At 66.4% G+C, this 14,133-nt stretch carries 17 protein-coding genes; 10 read left to right on the top strand and 7 right to left on the bottom strand.

Annotated features, from left to right (window positions below):
• From ACK6C6_RS13695 to ACK6C6_RS13685, 3 genes are all read left to right on the top strand, one after another.
• Positions 1-870, top strand: a complete 870-nt coding sequence (locus tag ACK6C6_RS13695; RefSeq protein WP_209588465.1) for a neutral zinc metallopeptidase — start codon at positions 1-3, stop codon at positions 868-870.
• Positions 871-1,084: 214 nt separating this feature from the next.
• Positions 1,085-2,269: a zinc-dependent alcohol dehydrogenase gene (locus tag ACK6C6_RS13690; protein WP_036211159.1), complete on the top strand. Its 1,185-nt coding sequence runs from the start codon at positions 1,085-1,087 to the stop codon at positions 2,267-2,269.
• A 9-nt stretch (positions 2,270-2,278) separates the two neighbouring features.
• The gene (locus tag ACK6C6_RS13685) at positions 2,279-2,911 is read left to right on the top strand and encodes a hypothetical protein (RefSeq protein WP_409267749.1); all 633 of its coding nucleotides are present in this window, start codon (positions 2,279-2,281) and stop codon (positions 2,909-2,911) included.
• Positions 2,912-2,968: 57 nt separating this feature from the next.
• Here ACK6C6_RS13685 and ACK6C6_RS13680 read toward each other — a convergent pair whose 3' ends face one another.
• The gene (locus tag ACK6C6_RS13680) at positions 2,969-4,219 is read right to left on the bottom strand and encodes a PepSY-associated TM helix domain-containing protein (RefSeq protein WP_409267748.1); all 1,251 of its coding nucleotides are present in this window, start codon (positions 4,217-4,219) and stop codon (positions 2,969-2,971) included.
• A 163-nt stretch (positions 4,220-4,382) separates the two neighbouring features.
• On the opposite strand from ACK6C6_RS13680, the gene ACK6C6_RS13675 reads away from it, so the two are divergent.
• Positions 4,383-6,476 carry a TonB-dependent receptor gene (locus tag ACK6C6_RS13675; protein ID WP_409267747.1) on the top strand — a complete coding sequence of 698 codons (2,094 nt, stop codon included), beginning with the start codon at positions 4,383-4,385 and terminating at the stop codon, positions 6,474-6,476.
• 139 nt (positions 6,477-6,615) lie between these two features.
• The gene (locus tag ACK6C6_RS13670; protein ID WP_409267746.1) at positions 6,616-8,415 is read left to right on the top strand and encodes a M4 family metallopeptidase; all 1,800 of its coding nucleotides are present in this window, start codon (positions 6,616-6,618) and stop codon (positions 8,413-8,415) included.
• Here ACK6C6_RS13670 and ACK6C6_RS13665 read toward each other — a convergent pair.
• Entirely contained in the window at positions 8,409-9,131 is a 723-nt protein-coding gene (locus tag ACK6C6_RS13665) for a M23 family metallopeptidase (RefSeq protein ID WP_409267745.1), read from the bottom strand. The genes ACK6C6_RS13670 and ACK6C6_RS13665 overlap by 7 nt on opposite strands.
• Positions 9,132-9,158: 27 nt before the next feature.
• Positions 9,159-10,205: a L,D-transpeptidase family protein gene (locus tag ACK6C6_RS13660; RefSeq protein ID WP_409267744.1), complete on the bottom strand. Its 1,047-nt coding sequence runs from the start codon at positions 10,203-10,205 to the stop codon at positions 9,159-9,161.
• 125 nt (positions 10,206-10,330) lie between these two features.
• Between ACK6C6_RS13660 and ACK6C6_RS13655 the strand changes: the two genes are divergently transcribed.
• Positions 10,331-10,630 (top strand): 2Fe-2S iron-sulfur cluster-binding protein, encoded by a 300-nt coding sequence (locus ACK6C6_RS13655; protein WP_409267743.1) that lies wholly within the window; start codon positions 10,331-10,333, stop codon positions 10,628-10,630.
• 18 nt (positions 10,631-10,648) lie between these two features.
• Here the strand turns inward: ACK6C6_RS13655 and ACK6C6_RS13650 are convergent, their stop codons facing one another.
• Positions 10,649-11,074: a hypothetical protein gene (locus ACK6C6_RS13650; protein WP_409267742.1), complete on the bottom strand. Its 426-nt coding sequence runs from the start codon at positions 11,072-11,074 to the stop codon at positions 10,649-10,651.
• A 2-nt stretch (positions 11,075-11,076) separates the two neighbouring features.
• Positions 11,077-11,973 (bottom strand): alpha/beta hydrolase, encoded by an 897-nt coding sequence (locus tag ACK6C6_RS13645; RefSeq protein ID WP_409267741.1) that lies wholly within the window; start codon positions 11,971-11,973, stop codon positions 11,077-11,079.
• Between the two features lie 148 nt (positions 11,974-12,121).
• Between ACK6C6_RS13645 and ACK6C6_RS13640 the strand changes: the two genes are divergently transcribed.
• Positions 12,122-12,307 (top strand): hypothetical protein, encoded by a 186-nt coding sequence (locus tag ACK6C6_RS13640; protein WP_027864967.1) that lies wholly within the window; start codon positions 12,122-12,124, stop codon positions 12,305-12,307.
• Positions 12,308-12,595 (top strand): hypothetical protein, encoded by a 288-nt coding sequence (locus ACK6C6_RS13635; protein ID WP_409267740.1) that lies wholly within the window; start codon positions 12,308-12,310, stop codon positions 12,593-12,595.
• 226 nt (positions 12,596-12,821) lie between these two features.
• Here the strand turns inward: ACK6C6_RS13635 and ACK6C6_RS13630 are convergent, their stop codons facing one another.
• On the bottom strand, positions 12,822-13,010 hold the full coding sequence (locus tag ACK6C6_RS13630) for a hypothetical protein (protein ID WP_209588454.1): 189 nt from the start codon (positions 13,008-13,010) through the stop codon (positions 12,822-12,824).
• A gap of 208 nt (positions 13,011-13,218) precedes the next feature.
• On the opposite strand from ACK6C6_RS13630, the gene ACK6C6_RS13625 reads away from it, so the two are divergent.
• The gene (locus tag ACK6C6_RS13625) at positions 13,219-13,356 is read left to right on the top strand and encodes a hypothetical protein (RefSeq protein WP_169728098.1); all 138 of its coding nucleotides are present in this window, start codon (positions 13,219-13,221) and stop codon (positions 13,354-13,356) included.
• A 60-nt stretch (positions 13,357-13,416) separates the two neighbouring features.
• Complete coding sequence (locus tag ACK6C6_RS13620; protein ID WP_409267739.1) at positions 13,417-13,794, top strand: hypothetical protein; 378 nt, start codon at positions 13,417-13,419, stop codon at positions 13,792-13,794.
• A 4-nt stretch (positions 13,795-13,798) separates the two neighbouring features.
• On the opposite strand, the gene ACK6C6_RS13615 is transcribed toward ACK6C6_RS13620, so the two are convergent.
• Positions 13,799-14,029 (bottom strand): hypothetical protein, encoded by a 231-nt coding sequence (locus ACK6C6_RS13615; RefSeq protein WP_229413051.1) that lies wholly within the window; start codon positions 14,027-14,029, stop codon positions 13,799-13,801.
• Positions 14,030-14,133: the final 104 nt, after the last annotated feature.

Below are 14,133 nucleotides of genomic sequence, written 5' to 3'. Positions count from 1 at the left end.
ATGAAATGGGAAGGTGATCGACAGAGCGACAACGTGGAGGACCGCCGTGGCGGCGGTGGCGGCGGTGGTTTCGGCTTCGGCGGCAAGACCGTCGGTATCGGCACCCTGGTCATCGCGCTGATCGGCAGCGTATTTTTCGGCATCGATCCGAGCGTGATCCTCGGCGGCGGTGGCGGGCCGGTGCAGGTGCAGCAGGCGCCCCAGGGACCCCAGGGCGCGCCGGCGAACGACCGCGAGACCCAGTTCGTCAAGACCACGCTGGCCTACACCGAAGACGCCTGGGCCCAGATCTTCGCGGAGCAGGGCGCGCAATACCGGCCAGCGCGGCTGGTGCTGTTCGAGGGCGCCACCCCGACCGCCTGTGGCACCGGCCGCAGCGCCACCGGCCCCTTCTATTGCCCGGCCGACGGCAAGGTCTATATCGACCTGAGCTTTTTCCGCCTGATGCAGCAGCGTTTCAACGTGGCCGGCGAGTTCGCCCAGGCCTACGTCATCGCGCACGAAGTCGGCCACCACGTGCAGAACCTGCTGGGCCTGTCGGACAAGGTCCACAACGCCCAGCAGCGCGTGTCAGAGCGGGAAGGCAATGCCCTCTCGGTGCGCCTCGAACTGCAGGCCGACTGCTTCGCCGGCGTCTGGGCCAACCGCACCAACAAGCGCGAGCAGATCCTGGAGGCGGGCGACGTCGAGACCGCCCTGGCCGCGGCCACCGCCATCGGTGACGACGCCCTGCAGCGCCAGTCGCAGGGCACCGTGGTGCCGGATTCGTTTACCCACGGCAGCTCGGCCCAGCGGGTGCGCTGGTTCACGCGCGGCCTGGAGACCGGCAGCGTGGAACAGTGCAATACCTTCGAGGCGCGCCAGCTATAACAGGCCAGCTCCGGCTGTGACCATCCGCAAAAAGCGGGTCGCTTGTAGGACAAGCCCTCGTCGAGCGGCCCGTTGTCCGGAAAATCCGCAAAACGCCCCGTTCGTTTCCGTGCGCGTATCGCCATCCTTGGTGTTTTGACATAACGTATTTGCACGAGCCCGCCAAGCTGGCGGGCGTTTTGTATCCGTTGCGAACAACCATCGAGGAGGAGTTATGCTGGCAATGAACTACCGCGGGCCCTACCGCGTCCGCGCCGATCACAAGCCCGACCCCGTCATCGAGCACCCGGGCGACGCCATCGTGCGCGTCACCCGGTCCTGCATCTGCGGCTCGGACCTGCACCTGTACCATGGCCTGGTGCCCGACACCCGCGTCGGCCACACCTTCGGCCACGAGTTCATCGGCGTTGTGGAAGAGGTCGGCTCCGGTGTGCAGCACCTGAAGGTCGGCGACAAGGTGCTGGTGCCATTCAACCTGTTCTGCGGTTCCTGCTTCTTCTGCGACCGAGAACTGTACGGCAATTGCCACAATACGAATCCACAAGCCACTGCGGTCGGCGGCATCTACGGCTACTCGCACACGGCGGGCGGCTACGACGGCGGCCAGGCCGAGCTGGTGCGCGTGCCGATGGCCGACGTCGGTCCGATGGTGATCCCCGACGACATCCATGACGACGACGCCGTGCTGCTTACCGACGCGGTGCCGACCGGTTACCAGGCGGCCGAGATGGGCGATATCAAGGAAGGCGACACGGTGGTCGTGTTCGGCGCCGGCCCGGTCGGCATCTTCGCGGCCAAGTCGGCCTGGCTGATGGGCGCGGGGCGTGTGATCGTGGTCGACCATATCGAATACCGCCTCGAATTCGTCAAGCGCTATGCCCAGTGCGAAGTGGTCAACTTCAAGGAAGTGCAGGATATGGCCTTGCACATCAAGAAGATGACCGACTGGATGGGGGCCGACGTCTGCATCGACGCGGTCGGCTGCGAAGCCTCGGGCAGCGCCATGCAGACGCTCACCGGCCGCTACACGATGATGCAGGCCGGCGCTGCCACCGTGCTGCACTGGTGCATCAACTCGGTGCGCAAGGGCGGCAACGTGTCGATCGTCGGCGTCTATGGTCCGACCTTCAACGCGGTCCCGATCGGCAATGCCTTGAACAAGGGCCTGACCCTGCGCATGAACCAGGCCAGCGTCAAGCGCCACCTGCCGCGCCTGATCGAGCATATCCGCGCGGGACGCCTGAATCCGAAGGAAATCATCACCCACCGCGTGCCGCTGGAAGAGGTGTCGGATGCCTATCACATCTTCTCGGGCAAGCTCGATAACTGCATCAAGACCATCCTGATCCCGCCGAACGCCAACCAGGTCAAAGCGGTCTCGGCCAGCGCAATGCATTGAGGAGCGAACATGGAACCACGCAGCGATATCCAGGAACACCACCATCACGCGCATGGTCACGACCACGACCACCTGCAGCGGCACCCGAGCCAGGGCCACATCGCGCCGCGCCGTCCCTCGCGCCAGGAACTGCAGCACATCAACGGCTGGGGCGCCGACCTCGACCGGAAGAACCGCCCCGCCGTGCCGATGGAACGCACCCCGCCGCGCTTCATCAACCAGCCCGAGGGCGATCCGGTGCAGCAGCAGGAAAAAGTGGAAGTGCTGGTCTCTCCGGAACGCCCGGGCATCACCCAGATCTTCGGCACCGTGCAGCCGCCTTCCGGCCTCTCGGGCATGATCCGGCGCCTGGCCTTCAAGTCGACCGAGAACGACCTGCGCCACTGGCTGCTTCTGCTGCTGGCCGACCGCGTCAACGTGGTCGAAGGCATTGCCGACGACCTGGCGCACGGGAAGGTCCCGAACGTGCTGGGCGAGATGGGCATCAAGGCCGAGATGAAGCACAACCCGGCCGGGCTGGCCAAGAAGGTGGCGATCACCGCCGCCGTGGTGGGCACGGCGGTCTACCTGATGAAGCGGCGCGACCGCGACGACGATCGCTACGAGCGCAGCCGCTACGAGGGTGATCGTTACTACCGCTGAGCCTCAAGCGCTCCGATGAGCAGGGGCAGCAGGCCCTCGCGGGCCTGCTGCTTGCGCTCAACCGTAGCGTGGATCGTTCAGTACGGGCGACGCCTCGGTCTGCGCCATCACCGGTGCTGGGCGGGGCGTCGCCACCTTGGCGGGCGCCTTGCGCTTGGCCGGCTTGCGGCGGAACTTGATCCAGACCACCAGGCCGGTGATGAAGAACAGCAGGGGCGTCAGACCCACCACGCTGATCAGGATGCGCCCGGCCAGGCCAAAGGCTTCGCCGGTGTGCAGCGGGAACAGGGTGCTGACGAACCAGTCGCCGCCGCGCGCGGTGAGCGGGTCGATGGCGCGTACTACCTCGCCGCTGCCGGCATCCACGCTCACGCGGGTGGCGCCTGCACCGTGGCGCAGCTCGCCCGGCTGGCGCACCCGCACTTCATAGGGCTGGTTTGGCTTGGCCGGGATGCCGATGCGCGACACCCGGCCTTCCGGATAGCGCGCCTGCGCCGCCGCCATCGCCGCACCGGCGTCGATGCGCGGAACCTCCTTCGCGCTGGTATTCAGCGCTTTCTCGTTCTTGCTCAGCGGCGCGACGGCGCGGATGGCCGGGGTCACCCAGTCCGGCGCGTTGAAATAGACCCCCGAGAAGGCCAGCACCAGCAGCACCGGCGCCACGTAGAAGCCGGCGGCCCGGTGCAGCTGGAAGTTAAACTTGGGCCAGTTGCTGCCGCGCCGTACCGAGATCGCATGCCAGAAGGCCGATAAGGTCATCTTCGGCCACCACACCACGATGCCTGTCAGGGTCAGGAGCATCAGCGCCAGGCCCTGCACGGCGATGACGATCTTGCCCGCTTCGCCCGCCATCAGGTAGCGGTGCAGATGAAACAGGGTCGGCATCAGGAGCGGCCGCGACAGGCCGGCTTCGCCCCAGTTGCGCTCGCCCAGGATCGCCAGGTTGGCCGGGTCGACCATGACCTGGCGCGTCACGCCCTGCGTCCAGCTGGAATCCGGCTTCTGCGGCCGGTACCAGGCGACGTACACATCCCCATGCACTTCCGGCAGGAACAGGGTGTCGGGCCGTCCATAGCCGGGCTCATCCTGCAGGCGCGCCATCACCGCCGCCACCTGGGCCGGGGCAGGGCGGGCCTCAAGGCCGGCGGTGGCACCTGCGGGAGGAGCCACCCGCAGCAGACCCGGATTGAGCCAGGCATCGACTTCATGGCGCCAGCCGATGACGGTGCCGGTGAGCCCTTGCAGGACCAGAATGGTGCCGAAAATCAGGCCGGCCCAGAGGTGAACGGTACGGATGAGCGGTTTCATGTCCGGAATGATAACCTAAATGAGAATGATTCTCGATCTTGCGTCATTACATGATAACGATTATCATTTAGGAATTCCTGCTGAGCAAGCGTATTTCGTATCCATGAATAAGAACAACTCACTCAAAACGATCCCCGCCGCCGTCGCCACCGCATGCATGTTGATGGCCGTACCCCACGCCATCGCGCAAGAACAGAAGCCGCAGGAGAACACGGAAGAAAACCTCGCCTCGGTCGTGGTCACCGCCACCCGCACCGCCAAGGCCGTCGACAAGATCCCGGGTGCGGTCTCGGTCATCACCCAGCAGGAACTCGCAACCCAGTACCTGATCGCCGACGATCCCTCGCAGGCGCTGGCGACCTATGTGCCGGGCTATGCCCCGAGCCGCCAGAAGATGACCTCCACCGGCGAGTCGCTGCGCGGCCGCCAGCCCTTGATCCTGTTCGACGGCATCCCGCAATCGAACCCGCTGCGCGCCGGCATGCGTGAAGGCTATTTTGCCGACAGCGCGATCATCGAACGCATCGAAGTCATCAACGGCGCCTCGGCCATGCAGGGCATGGGTGCGACCGGCGGCATCATCAACTACATCACCAAGATTCCGCGGGTCGAGGGCACCACGTACACGGTGAACGCCCGCCTGGCCAGCCAGTTCGAATCCGACAACCTGGACTGGAAGACCGGCCTGACCGTCAGCCACAAGTCGGGCGACTTCGACCTGCTGGCCTATGCCAGCGTGCAGCGCCGCGGCATGGGCTACGACGGCAGCGGCCGCCGCCTGGGGATCGACGCGGTCCAGGGCGACACCATGGATTCGCACGGCAACGACCTGTTCGTCAAAATGGGCAAGAACTTCGGCGACCAGCGCCTGCAGTTGACCCTGAACCGCTTCGACCTGGCCGGCGACGGCGACTACCGCAGCGTGCCGGGCAAGCTGGCCCAAGGCCTGCCGACCAGCTCGGCGCCCGGCACGCCGATCGGCATGCCGCCGCGGAACAAGGTGCGCAGCGCCAGCCTCGACTATCGCCACAACGACCTGGGCGGCGGCTACCTCACCGTGCAAGTGTTCGGCCACGAGTTCTCGGCGCTGTACGGCGCTACCAATACCTCCACCTTCCAGGACCGGGCCATCGCCCCGGTCGGCAGCCTGTGGGACCAGTCGCAGGTGGTGACCGACAAGCGCGGCTCGCGCATCACCTGGGTGCGCCCGGACCTGTGGGTAGAGGGACTGGAACTGACGGCCGGGGTCGACTGGCTGCAGGACAATCCGCAGCAGCGCCTGGCCGGCACCGGCCGTACCTGGGTGCCGGAGCTGAAATTCCGCTCGCTGGCGCCGTTCACCCAGCTCGAATACGAGTTTGGCCCGGTGACCGTGCGCGGCGGCGTGCGCTTCGAAGACGCCAAGCTCGACGTCGACACCTACACCACGCTGGCCGCCTACGGCAGCCGACGGGTGGAGGGCGGTTCGGCCGAATTCTCGAAAGCTGTGAAAAACATCGGCGCCGTGTGGCGCTTCGCCCCAGGCTGGTCGGCCTTTGTCGGCAGTTCGGAAGGCTTCGGCCTGCCGGACGCCGGCCTGGTGCTGCGCGGCGTGGCCGTGCCGAACCAGTCGGTCTCGAGCCTGATCAGCCTGCAGCCCATCGTCACCCGCAACAACGAGGTCGGCATCAACTGGCGCGGTCCCAAGGGCCAGTTCGGCCTGTCGCGCTACGATTCGCGTTCCAAACTCGGCAGCGTGATCCGCATTACCTCGGCCGGGATCGGCCTGGTCGAGCGCGTGCCGACCACGGTCAAGGGCTGGGAAGCAAATGCCGAATGGCGCCCGAATAAGGAGTGGAGCGTGTTCGGCACCTGGGCCACCCTCGACGGCAAGACCGCCGCCACCCAGGGCGCACCGATGGACCTCGACCTGGGCGCCCGTTCGCAGGGCCCGGACAAGTCGGTACTGGGCGCCAACTGGACCTTCCGTCCGCAAGCCCAGCTGCGCCTGCAGGCGACCCACCTGCGCGACCGCGACATCAACATCGGCCGCCGCGTCGGCACCAGCAACCTGGAAGAGCACTTCAAGGGCTACACCCTGGTCGATGTCGCCCTGACCTGGGACAGCGCCTACGGCCGCTTCGGCCTGAGTCTCGAGAACATGTTCGACAAGTACTACGTCGGCTACTACTCGCAGTCGGCATCTGCGGTTGATGTCAATGCCACCTACGCCGGCCGCGGCCGCACCCTGGCCCTGAGCTGGAACCGCAGCTTCTGAGGCTGCCAAGGCAGGCCGGCCTTGCCGCCAGCCTGCCTGCATGAGCGTTGCGCTCAAGCAAATACTTTCTGCTGAGCTCGTCCAAACTGTCCGGTGGGCGGTCCATCCCAGGACCACGTTTTCCACGATAGGGGACGAGATGAGAACGCACACCACCTTCCCGGCAGCGCTGCTCGGCGCCGCCCTGCTGTTCCTGGCGCCGGCGCAGTCCCTCCACGCGGCGCCGATGATGAGCCCGCCCACGACGCTGAGCGCATCCGTCAAATCCGCGCTGCTGGCGCAGCTGGCGGCGCAGCGCCAGGCCAAGGGCCTGGACGCCGACCACCACTACCGCATCACGGCCCAGCATCCGGGCGCGGGCGGCACCCAGATCGTGCGGGCGGCCCACACCTGGAAGGGCCTGCGCGTGTTCGGTTCCGAATCCGTGGTGGTGCTCGACAAATCCCTGAAGATCCTGTCGGAATCTAGCTCGGAGCGCCGCCAGCACCTCGGCACCGGCAGCGCCAACCGGCTCGGCGCGCTCACCGCGAGCTTCAGTGTCCAGCCGCAGATCAACAGCCGTGCGGCGATCGCGGCGGCGCTGGCCTCGCTGGCGCCCGCCTTCGGCCAGAATCCGGTGACCGTGGCCAAGCCGACCGCCGAACTGCTGATCTACCCGGTGATGCGCATGCAGCGCGTGGTCGGCGCCGGCGCCAAGGAGGAAGCGGAGCTGAACGCCCTCGACGTGCAGGACGTGGTCGAGCGCTACGAGCTGGCCTACCTGGTGCGCACCCGCCTGCTCGTGGGCGACCAGCCGGTCTACCACGACAGCATCGTCAGCGCCAGGGACGGCGCCATCCTCGACCAGTGGAGCATGGTGCAGACGGTGATCGGCGTGGGCAAAAGCCAGTACAACGGCGAGGTCCCGATCAGCACCACGCTGGCGAACGGCGTCTACCAGATGCTCGATCCCGAGCGCGGCAAGGGCGGCACCTTCGGCGCGATGGCGATCACCAATGCCAACAACGGCAGCAGCGCCGGCAAGGTCTATACGAATGCCACCAATGTCTGGGGCGACGGCAAGCAGTTCGAGGGCGGCAGCACGGTCGGGCCGAACGGCCAGACTGCGGCCGTGAATGCGCTGTGGGGCCTGATGAACACCTACGACGCCCACAAGAACGTGCTGGGCTGGCTCTCGCTCGACGGCAAGAACACCGCCACCTACATCGCTGCCCACGTCAACCGCGGTTACGACAACGCCTACTACAGCGATACCTGCAAGTGCATGTTCATCGGCGACGGCACCTACTTCACCAGCCTGGGGGCGATCGACGTGGTCGGCCACGAGATGGGACACGGCATCACCGCCTCCACCTCAGACCTGATCTACAGCGGCGAATCGGGCGGCCTGAACGAATCGAGCTCGGACATTTCGGGCGAGGTCGTGGAAGCCTATGCGCGCGCCGGCGGCAAGGGCGATAAATTCCCGGAAGAGGGCAACGACTGGCAGCTGGGCACCGAGATCAGCCGCAACGCCACGCCGCTGCGCTGGATGTACCGTCCGAGCAAGGACGGCAGCAGCCCGGATGCCTGGAGCACCTCGCTGCGCCGCCTCGACGTGCACTACAGCAGCGGGCCGAACAACCGCATGTTCTACTTCCTGTCACGCGGCTCGCGCGCAGACAGCGCCGGCGACTACTACAGCAAATACCTGGTGAAGCAGCCGAGCGCGATGACCGGCATCGGCATGGACAAGGCCTTCCGCATCTGGTTCCATGCGAATACCACCAAGTTCACCTCCTCGACCAACTACGCCGATGCGCGCGCGAAGATGATCGAGGCGGCCGAGGAACTGTACGGCAAGGCCAGCGTCGAATCGGTGGCAGTGCAGCGCGCCTATGCCGCCATCAATGTCGGGGCCGACGTCGACGAGCCGGGCGCCGTCGCCACGCCTTATTGAGCGGCGACGGTCTGCGCGTCCGACATCAGGGGAAAGGGATTCAGGGGAGTCCCTTTCCACCACTGCTTCTCGGGCGTCAGCTCGAACACGGCGAAGTGCAGGTGCGGCGCGTTCGGATCGGAATTGCCGGTCACGCCGACATAGCCGATCACGTCGCCGCGCTTGATGTCCATGCCTTCCTTGATGCCGTCGGCGTAGCGGTCCAGGTGCGCGTAGTAATAGGCGTACTTCTCGCTGGGGTCGAACTGGTACAGCGTGGTGCCGCCCGGCTTACTCGTGAACAGCTTGGCCACCTTGCCGTCGGCGGCGGCCAGCACCGGCGTGCCCTTCGGCGCCATGATGTCGAGCGCTTCATGATGGCGCTGAGTGCCGCGCGGCTGGTCGTAGGTGTCGCTGAGGTTGGCGAGCTTGATGCCCTGTACCGGCACCAGGAGATTGCCATGGACGGCGGCGGCCACCGCATCGGCCGGCGACTGCGGGCCGGACGCGCCGACTGCAGGAGAGGGAGGACGCAGCGGCAGGTCGAATTCGCTCAGGTCGGCCTGGATGCTCGGCGGACCCGGCAGCTGTGGATCGATCTGTGCCGCCGGCACGCCGGCAGCCGGCGGCGCGGTGGCCACGCTTGGCGCCGGCTCGTCGGGCACGGCGCGCAACATCACGAACAGGCCGCCGGCGCCGACCAGCACGCCGAGCAGGAAGGTCATCAACCATCTCATGTCATCCTCCGTTGGGTGTCAATCCAGTTAACTCTCCAGCACCACCTCCAGGCCCGCGCCGACCGCGCCCGCCACTTCGGCGGCGCTCCAGTTGGTCAGGCGGATGCAGCCGTGCGACTCGGTCTTGCCGACGTGGCCCGGCACCGGCGTGCCATGGATGCCATAGTGTTCCTTCGACAGGTCGATCCAGACCACGCCGACCGGGTTGTTCGGCCCCGGTGCGATCTTTGCCTTCTTGTCGCCCGGCTCGGCGTCCCAGAACAGCTTCGGGTTGTAATGGTAGGTCGGGTTGGCGTGCACGCCGTTGATCTTCCAGGTGCCGATCGGCAGCGGATCGTTGGCGCTGCCGGTCGAGACCGGGTACTGCGCGATCAGGCCGCCCGCCGCGTCGTACAGCTGCAGCACCTTCGGCCCTTCCTTCACCACCACTTTCGCGGCCTTCGGCAGCGGCTGCTTGCCGTGGACGTTGGGGACGACGATCTGCTCGCCGGCGCGGCCGAAATCCTTGCCCGGATTCAGGCGTTCCAGCATGGCCGGCTTGGCGTGGAATTTCTCGCCCAGGCCTTCGAGCACGTTGGCATAGCCCAGCTCGGGCAGCTTGGCCTTTTCCATCATGTCGCTCGGCACCGGGCGGAACGGGCCGGCCACGTCGGCCTCGACCAGGGTATAGGTGACCAGGTGCGGGCTGTTGTCGGCATTCAGCGCCTCCCAGGTGGCGGCATCGAGCTTGCCGGTCACGGGCAGCTTGCGCAGGGACTGGAAGGTGCTCAAGGCCTGGCGCATGTTGGAGCCGTAGGCGCCGTCGATCTCGCCGGGCGACAGGTTGGCGCGGTCCAGCAGGACCTGGGCGCGCAGGTTGCGTTCGAATTCGGCCTTTTTCGCGGCGGCCGGGTCCACCGGCGCGCCGGCCTGGGCGGGCGCCTGTCCGGCCACTGCCGGCGTCTGTTGCTGTGGCGCCGGCGCGGGCTGCTGTTGCGCAGGGGCGGGAGCGAGCACCGCCTGCTGTGCATGGGCCGGGGGAAGGCTGCCCAGCAGGGCAGCCACGAGGAGGGGGAGGGCGTGCGATTTACTCATTTTGGTTTCCTGCAATGCTTGCTTTTGGAAACCTCAGGTTAGGCCTGCGGCCGTACCGGGTCTGTGCGAGAACGAACTCAAGCGGCCGGGGCCGCTTGCCGCCCGAGGCAAGCTACAATCGCGCCATGAGCACCCACACCATCGTGCTGCAGCCCAGCGGCTTCGCCTGCGAGGCGGGCGAAGACATCAGCATCCTCCACGCTTTCGAAGCGGCTGGCATCGAGCTGCCCAATTCCTGCCGCAACGGCACCTGCCGCACCTGCATCTGCCGGGTGCGCAGCGGCGAGGCCGCGCACCGGATCGAATGGCCGGGCTTGTCCTTCGACGAGAAACGCGAGGGCTACATCCTGGCCTGCGTGGCGGTGGCGCGCAGCGACCTGGTGATCGAGGCGCCGGTGGCGCGCCGCATCGTCTGGGGCGATTGAGGGCCCTTGACCAGCCTGTCAATCCTGATTGGACTTGTGAAGACGCGACCCCAGCGCTCTGATCGAAAACAGCATCAACTCCAATACCATCCAGAGAACACAGCTGATGCAAAGCCAAATGAGGAGCCAATTGATCTCGACACGCCCTTGGATCTGCTTCTTGCGCTGCTCATAATCGATGGTAATCGGACGTACCGGGTACCCGAACCGGAGCCGATGCCAGCGCTCCTTGAAGTGAACATCGGATCTTTCGTTATTGACGCCAAAGACGAATCCATGTCGTTTCGGTATGACGGTTACCGAGCCTTGTTCGCGGATATCTCTCCCCAGGGAAGTCCAAGTGGGGCGGTAACTGTTGAACATGGACTCGTAGGTCGGCGTCGCATTCAGCACCAGGATCAGGACGAGCCCGCGGCGCGCTGGGCTTGAGAACATTCGCATCATGGCTACGGCCGGCCCAGAGCCCGTTCGATCACTTCCACGACCAGCGGCCAGGCATGCGAAGTCGCGGCCACCTCGTCGTAGTGGCTGGCGCCCGGCAGGATCACTACCTCGGCAGCATCACCCGCCTTGCGCGCCCGCGCCGCATAGTCGTGCGCCACGCGCGGCGGCGAGATCGTGTCGAGCTCCCCCGTGACCAGCCAGGTACGGCTGCCGTTCGGCATGAGTTCCGCCGCATTGGTGTCCACGAAGACGTCCGGCCGCCCCGGACCAGGCACGCCGGCCAACTCCGCGGTATCGCGCCCGCAGCTGGACTTGATCAAGGCAGCTTCACTGCGCAGGTCGGCCAGGCCGCCCAGGCTGACCACCGCCGGCACCTTCAAGGTCCGCGCACGGTACAGCGGGCTGCCGGCCGGAATCCGGGAGCGTCCCGCCATCCACTGCACCAGCTGGCCGCCGGCCGAATGGCCGACCGCGACCAGGCGCTGCAGGTCGAGCGGATAGCGTCCCGCCTGCTTTTCCAGGGTCTCGAGCGCCGCATGCATGTCCTGGTAGGTGCCGGGATAGCCGCCGCCCGCTTCGTCGGTGCGCCGGTATTCGACGTTCCAGACCGCGATCCCGCGCGCCGCCAGCGCCCCGGCCATGTTGCGCAGCTGGGTGATGCCGCCGAACTTGCTGGTCCAGCAGCCGCCGTGCACCAGGACCGCGACCGGAAAGGGGCCGCTGCCCGGTGGCAGGAACAGTTCCGCGTACTGCGAGGGCGCTTCGCCGTAGGGAATGCGGGCGCTCGGCGCGGGGCCGTCCAGGGCCAGGTAATCGGCCAGCTTCATCGGGGTGGCGGCGGATGCGCCATGGATGCCGGCTGCAAGCAGGGCTGCGAACAGGAAGGGACGAAGATTCATGGTCGGCGAGGAAATAGTCGAGTAAGCACTATAGCCGAGGATGCCAGGCTGCGGCGGGCCGCCTTCAGCGCCGCACGATTGAAAAACCCGGCTTCGGCATCCATGCTAGGCTGCATCCAAAGCCAACCACGTCAACAGGAGGAGTGCGATGAGCCAATCGAAATCCGGCGGAAGCCAGACCAACAAGCAGTCGGACAACATGTCCGAGGAAGACATGGCGAAGCAGCGCGCGGGCCAGAACACGCAGAAAAGCAGCCACGACCACATGTCGGACGTCAAGGCCGGCAAGGGCGAGGGCGCCGGCGGCGGGGCCAAGCAGAAGCATCAACGCTGATTGAAACCTAGGCCCGCCGGCGGCGCGACCAGCATGCGCCGTGCGGTGGGCTTCACCCGCGGGCGACCGCCCGCACCATCCGAGAGGCTGACCATGACCATGCTTGCTCAAGAAAACAAGCTGCACGGATCAACCCCCGTGTACGCCCATAGTACCCCGGAACCGGACGTCCCGGACCCGACGCCGACGCCCGACCCGCGGCCGCCCGTGCCGGACGATGTCCCCGACCCGGTCAATGCCCCGGTCGAGGAGCCGCGCTTCCCCGAGCCGCCGATCCGGGCCGCCTGACCCCGGCGCTCAGGCCGGCCCGGGCGCGCAGCCCCTGGCCGGCCGGCTAGGCCCGTGCCGCCAGCCGGACAGGGTCTTCAAGGCCTCGTATTTCCGAAGATGACGCGATGAAGCGTGATTGCCACCCGGCCGTCCGTCGACCTGTCACGTCGGACAGGACGGAAACGGCCCGCTGCAAGCGGGGTGGACGGGGGAGGACGCCGGCCGTGAAGGCCGGCAGGGAAGCTCAGCTGCGCGGCTTGTCCTGGCTTGCGGACGAGCCCTGGCTGCCCGATGGGGGCAGCGGCGGAATTTGTCGGATCATTTCTTCGGTTTCCAGTTCTCCAGGGGATTTCTCACCGCTGCCGATATCGGATTCGTGCAGCACGTTGGGGCCTTTTGCCGCGGGATCGACTTGGCGGGTTGCGTTGCTCATGGTGCGCTCCAGGTGGTTGTTCGACAGGATGATCCTAACAGGGCCGAACGGTCATCGGCGCGCGGGACGCCGCACTGCAACATTCGGTCCGGCCCGCAGGCGTGCCGATCCATGTCATGTTGCCGACATCTTGGCCTGCCTATAATGGATCGGAGAATGGAGCACAGAAGGACCCCACAACAAGCACTGCCGGATGCCGGAGGAGACCATGGGCCGTACCCTGCACAACACCATCTACCTGGGCCGCGGCCCGCTCTACTACTCGCGCCGGGCGCAACTGGCGCTGGCGCTCGGCGTCGCGGCGAGTGCCGGCCTGGGCTGGCTGGCCTTCCGGGCGCTGCGTTGATGCTTGCCCTCGGCCGGCGCGCCGGTTACCATGGCGCGCCCTGGCCGAATAGAAAACAGCATGAAGAACGAACAACTGACGACGGACGAATACGACGCCCTGGAACTGGTACGCCGCGGCGTGAAGCGCGACACGGCGGGTGCCTGCGTGGGGCGCAATGCCAAGCGCCTGTCGGGATTGAAGATGCTCGAATACACCCGCGACGGGCGTATCGTGCTCACGGAGAAGGGGCAGCAGGTGCTGTTCCTGCGCCGCTGCATCAAATCGCTGACTGCCCTGGCGGATGACCCGCGGGCCCCGCTCGACGGCGACGTGGTCCGCTTCCTGAGCATCAAGTCGCACATCGCCCCGCTCGAAGACGGGGGCTACGCCCTGACCGACAAGGGCCGCGAGACGCTGGACGATATCACGCGCCAGCAACAGCAGCAGCGCCGCTAGGTTCTTAGTTAATCCGGCGGCGGTTCGGGTAAACCAGCACCCGCACGGCCACCTCGGCCGGCACATTCATGGTCGCCAGGAACTCGGCGGCGCGCTGCAGTCCGAGCGTGGGGATCGATGCCACAGCCTGGTTGATCAGGTCGCGGGTGCGGATGTCGGTGCGCTGGCGGCGTACGCCACTGGCAGTGCCCGCTGCGGCGGCGACCGGAGTCAGCTCGCCGGTGTCATTCATCATGATGGATATCCGTTATGTCTGAGGTTGCTAAAGAGACACGGCTATTCTAAGGCTAACAATGTTGTTTAGGCTACAAATAAATAGCCTATAAGCAGCTTAGCGGA

The organism is Massilia sp. BHUDP2, from assembly GCF_046236355.1.
Classification (GTDB): domain Bacteria; phylum Pseudomonadota; class Gammaproteobacteria; order Burkholderiales; family Burkholderiaceae_D; genus Telluria; species Telluria varians.
Note: the sequence above shows the minus strand (reverse complement) of the source record. Positions and strands in the feature narration are given on the sequence as shown.

Coding starts and splice junctions, on each gene's coding strand:
- ACK6C6_RS13695 (WP_209588465.1), top strand. CDS start 1: ATGAAATGGGAAGGTGATCGACAGAGCGACAACGTGGAGGACCGCCGT.
- ACK6C6_RS13690 (WP_036211159.1), top strand. CDS start 1,085: ATGCTGGCAATGAACTACCGCGGGCCCTACCGCGTCCGCGCCGATCAC.
- ACK6C6_RS13685 (WP_409267749.1), top strand. CDS start 2,279: ATGGAACCACGCAGCGATATCCAGGAACACCACCATCACGCGCATGGT.
- ACK6C6_RS13680 (WP_409267748.1), bottom strand. CDS start 4,219: ATGAAACCGCTCATCCGTACCGTTCACCTCTGGGCCGGCCTGATTTTC.
- ACK6C6_RS13675 (WP_409267747.1), top strand. CDS start 4,383: ATGGCCGTACCCCACGCCATCGCGCAAGAACAGAAGCCGCAGGAGAAC.
- ACK6C6_RS13670 (WP_409267746.1), top strand. CDS start 6,616: ATGAGAACGCACACCACCTTCCCGGCAGCGCTGCTCGGCGCCGCCCTG.
- ACK6C6_RS13665 (WP_409267745.1), bottom strand. CDS start 9,131: ATGAGATGGTTGATGACCTTCCTGCTCGGCGTGCTGGTCGGCGCCGGC.
- ACK6C6_RS13660 (WP_409267744.1), bottom strand. CDS start 10,205: ATGAGTAAATCGCACGCCCTCCCCCTCCTCGTGGCTGCCCTGCTGGGC.
- ACK6C6_RS13655 (WP_409267743.1), top strand. CDS start 10,331: ATGAGCACCCACACCATCGTGCTGCAGCCCAGCGGCTTCGCCTGCGAG.
- ACK6C6_RS13650 (WP_409267742.1), bottom strand. CDS start 11,074: ATGATGCGAATGTTCTCAAGCCCAGCGCGCCGCGGGCTCGTCCTGATC.
- ACK6C6_RS13645 (WP_409267741.1), bottom strand. CDS start 11,973: ATGAATCTTCGTCCCTTCCTGTTCGCAGCCCTGCTTGCAGCCGGCATC.
- ACK6C6_RS13640 (WP_027864967.1), top strand. CDS start 12,122: ATGAGCCAATCGAAATCCGGCGGAAGCCAGACCAACAAGCAGTCGGAC.
- ACK6C6_RS13630 (WP_209588454.1), bottom strand. CDS start 13,010: ATGAGCAACGCAACCCGCCAAGTCGATCCCGCGGCAAAAGGCCCCAAC.
- ACK6C6_RS13625 (WP_169728098.1), top strand. CDS start 13,219: ATGGGCCGTACCCTGCACAACACCATCTACCTGGGCCGCGGCCCGCTC.
- ACK6C6_RS13620 (WP_409267739.1), top strand. CDS start 13,417: ATGAAGAACGAACAACTGACGACGGACGAATACGACGCCCTGGAACTG.
- ACK6C6_RS13615 (WP_229413051.1), bottom strand. CDS start 14,029: ATGATGAATGACACCGGCGAGCTGACTCCGGTCGCCGCCGCAGCGGGC.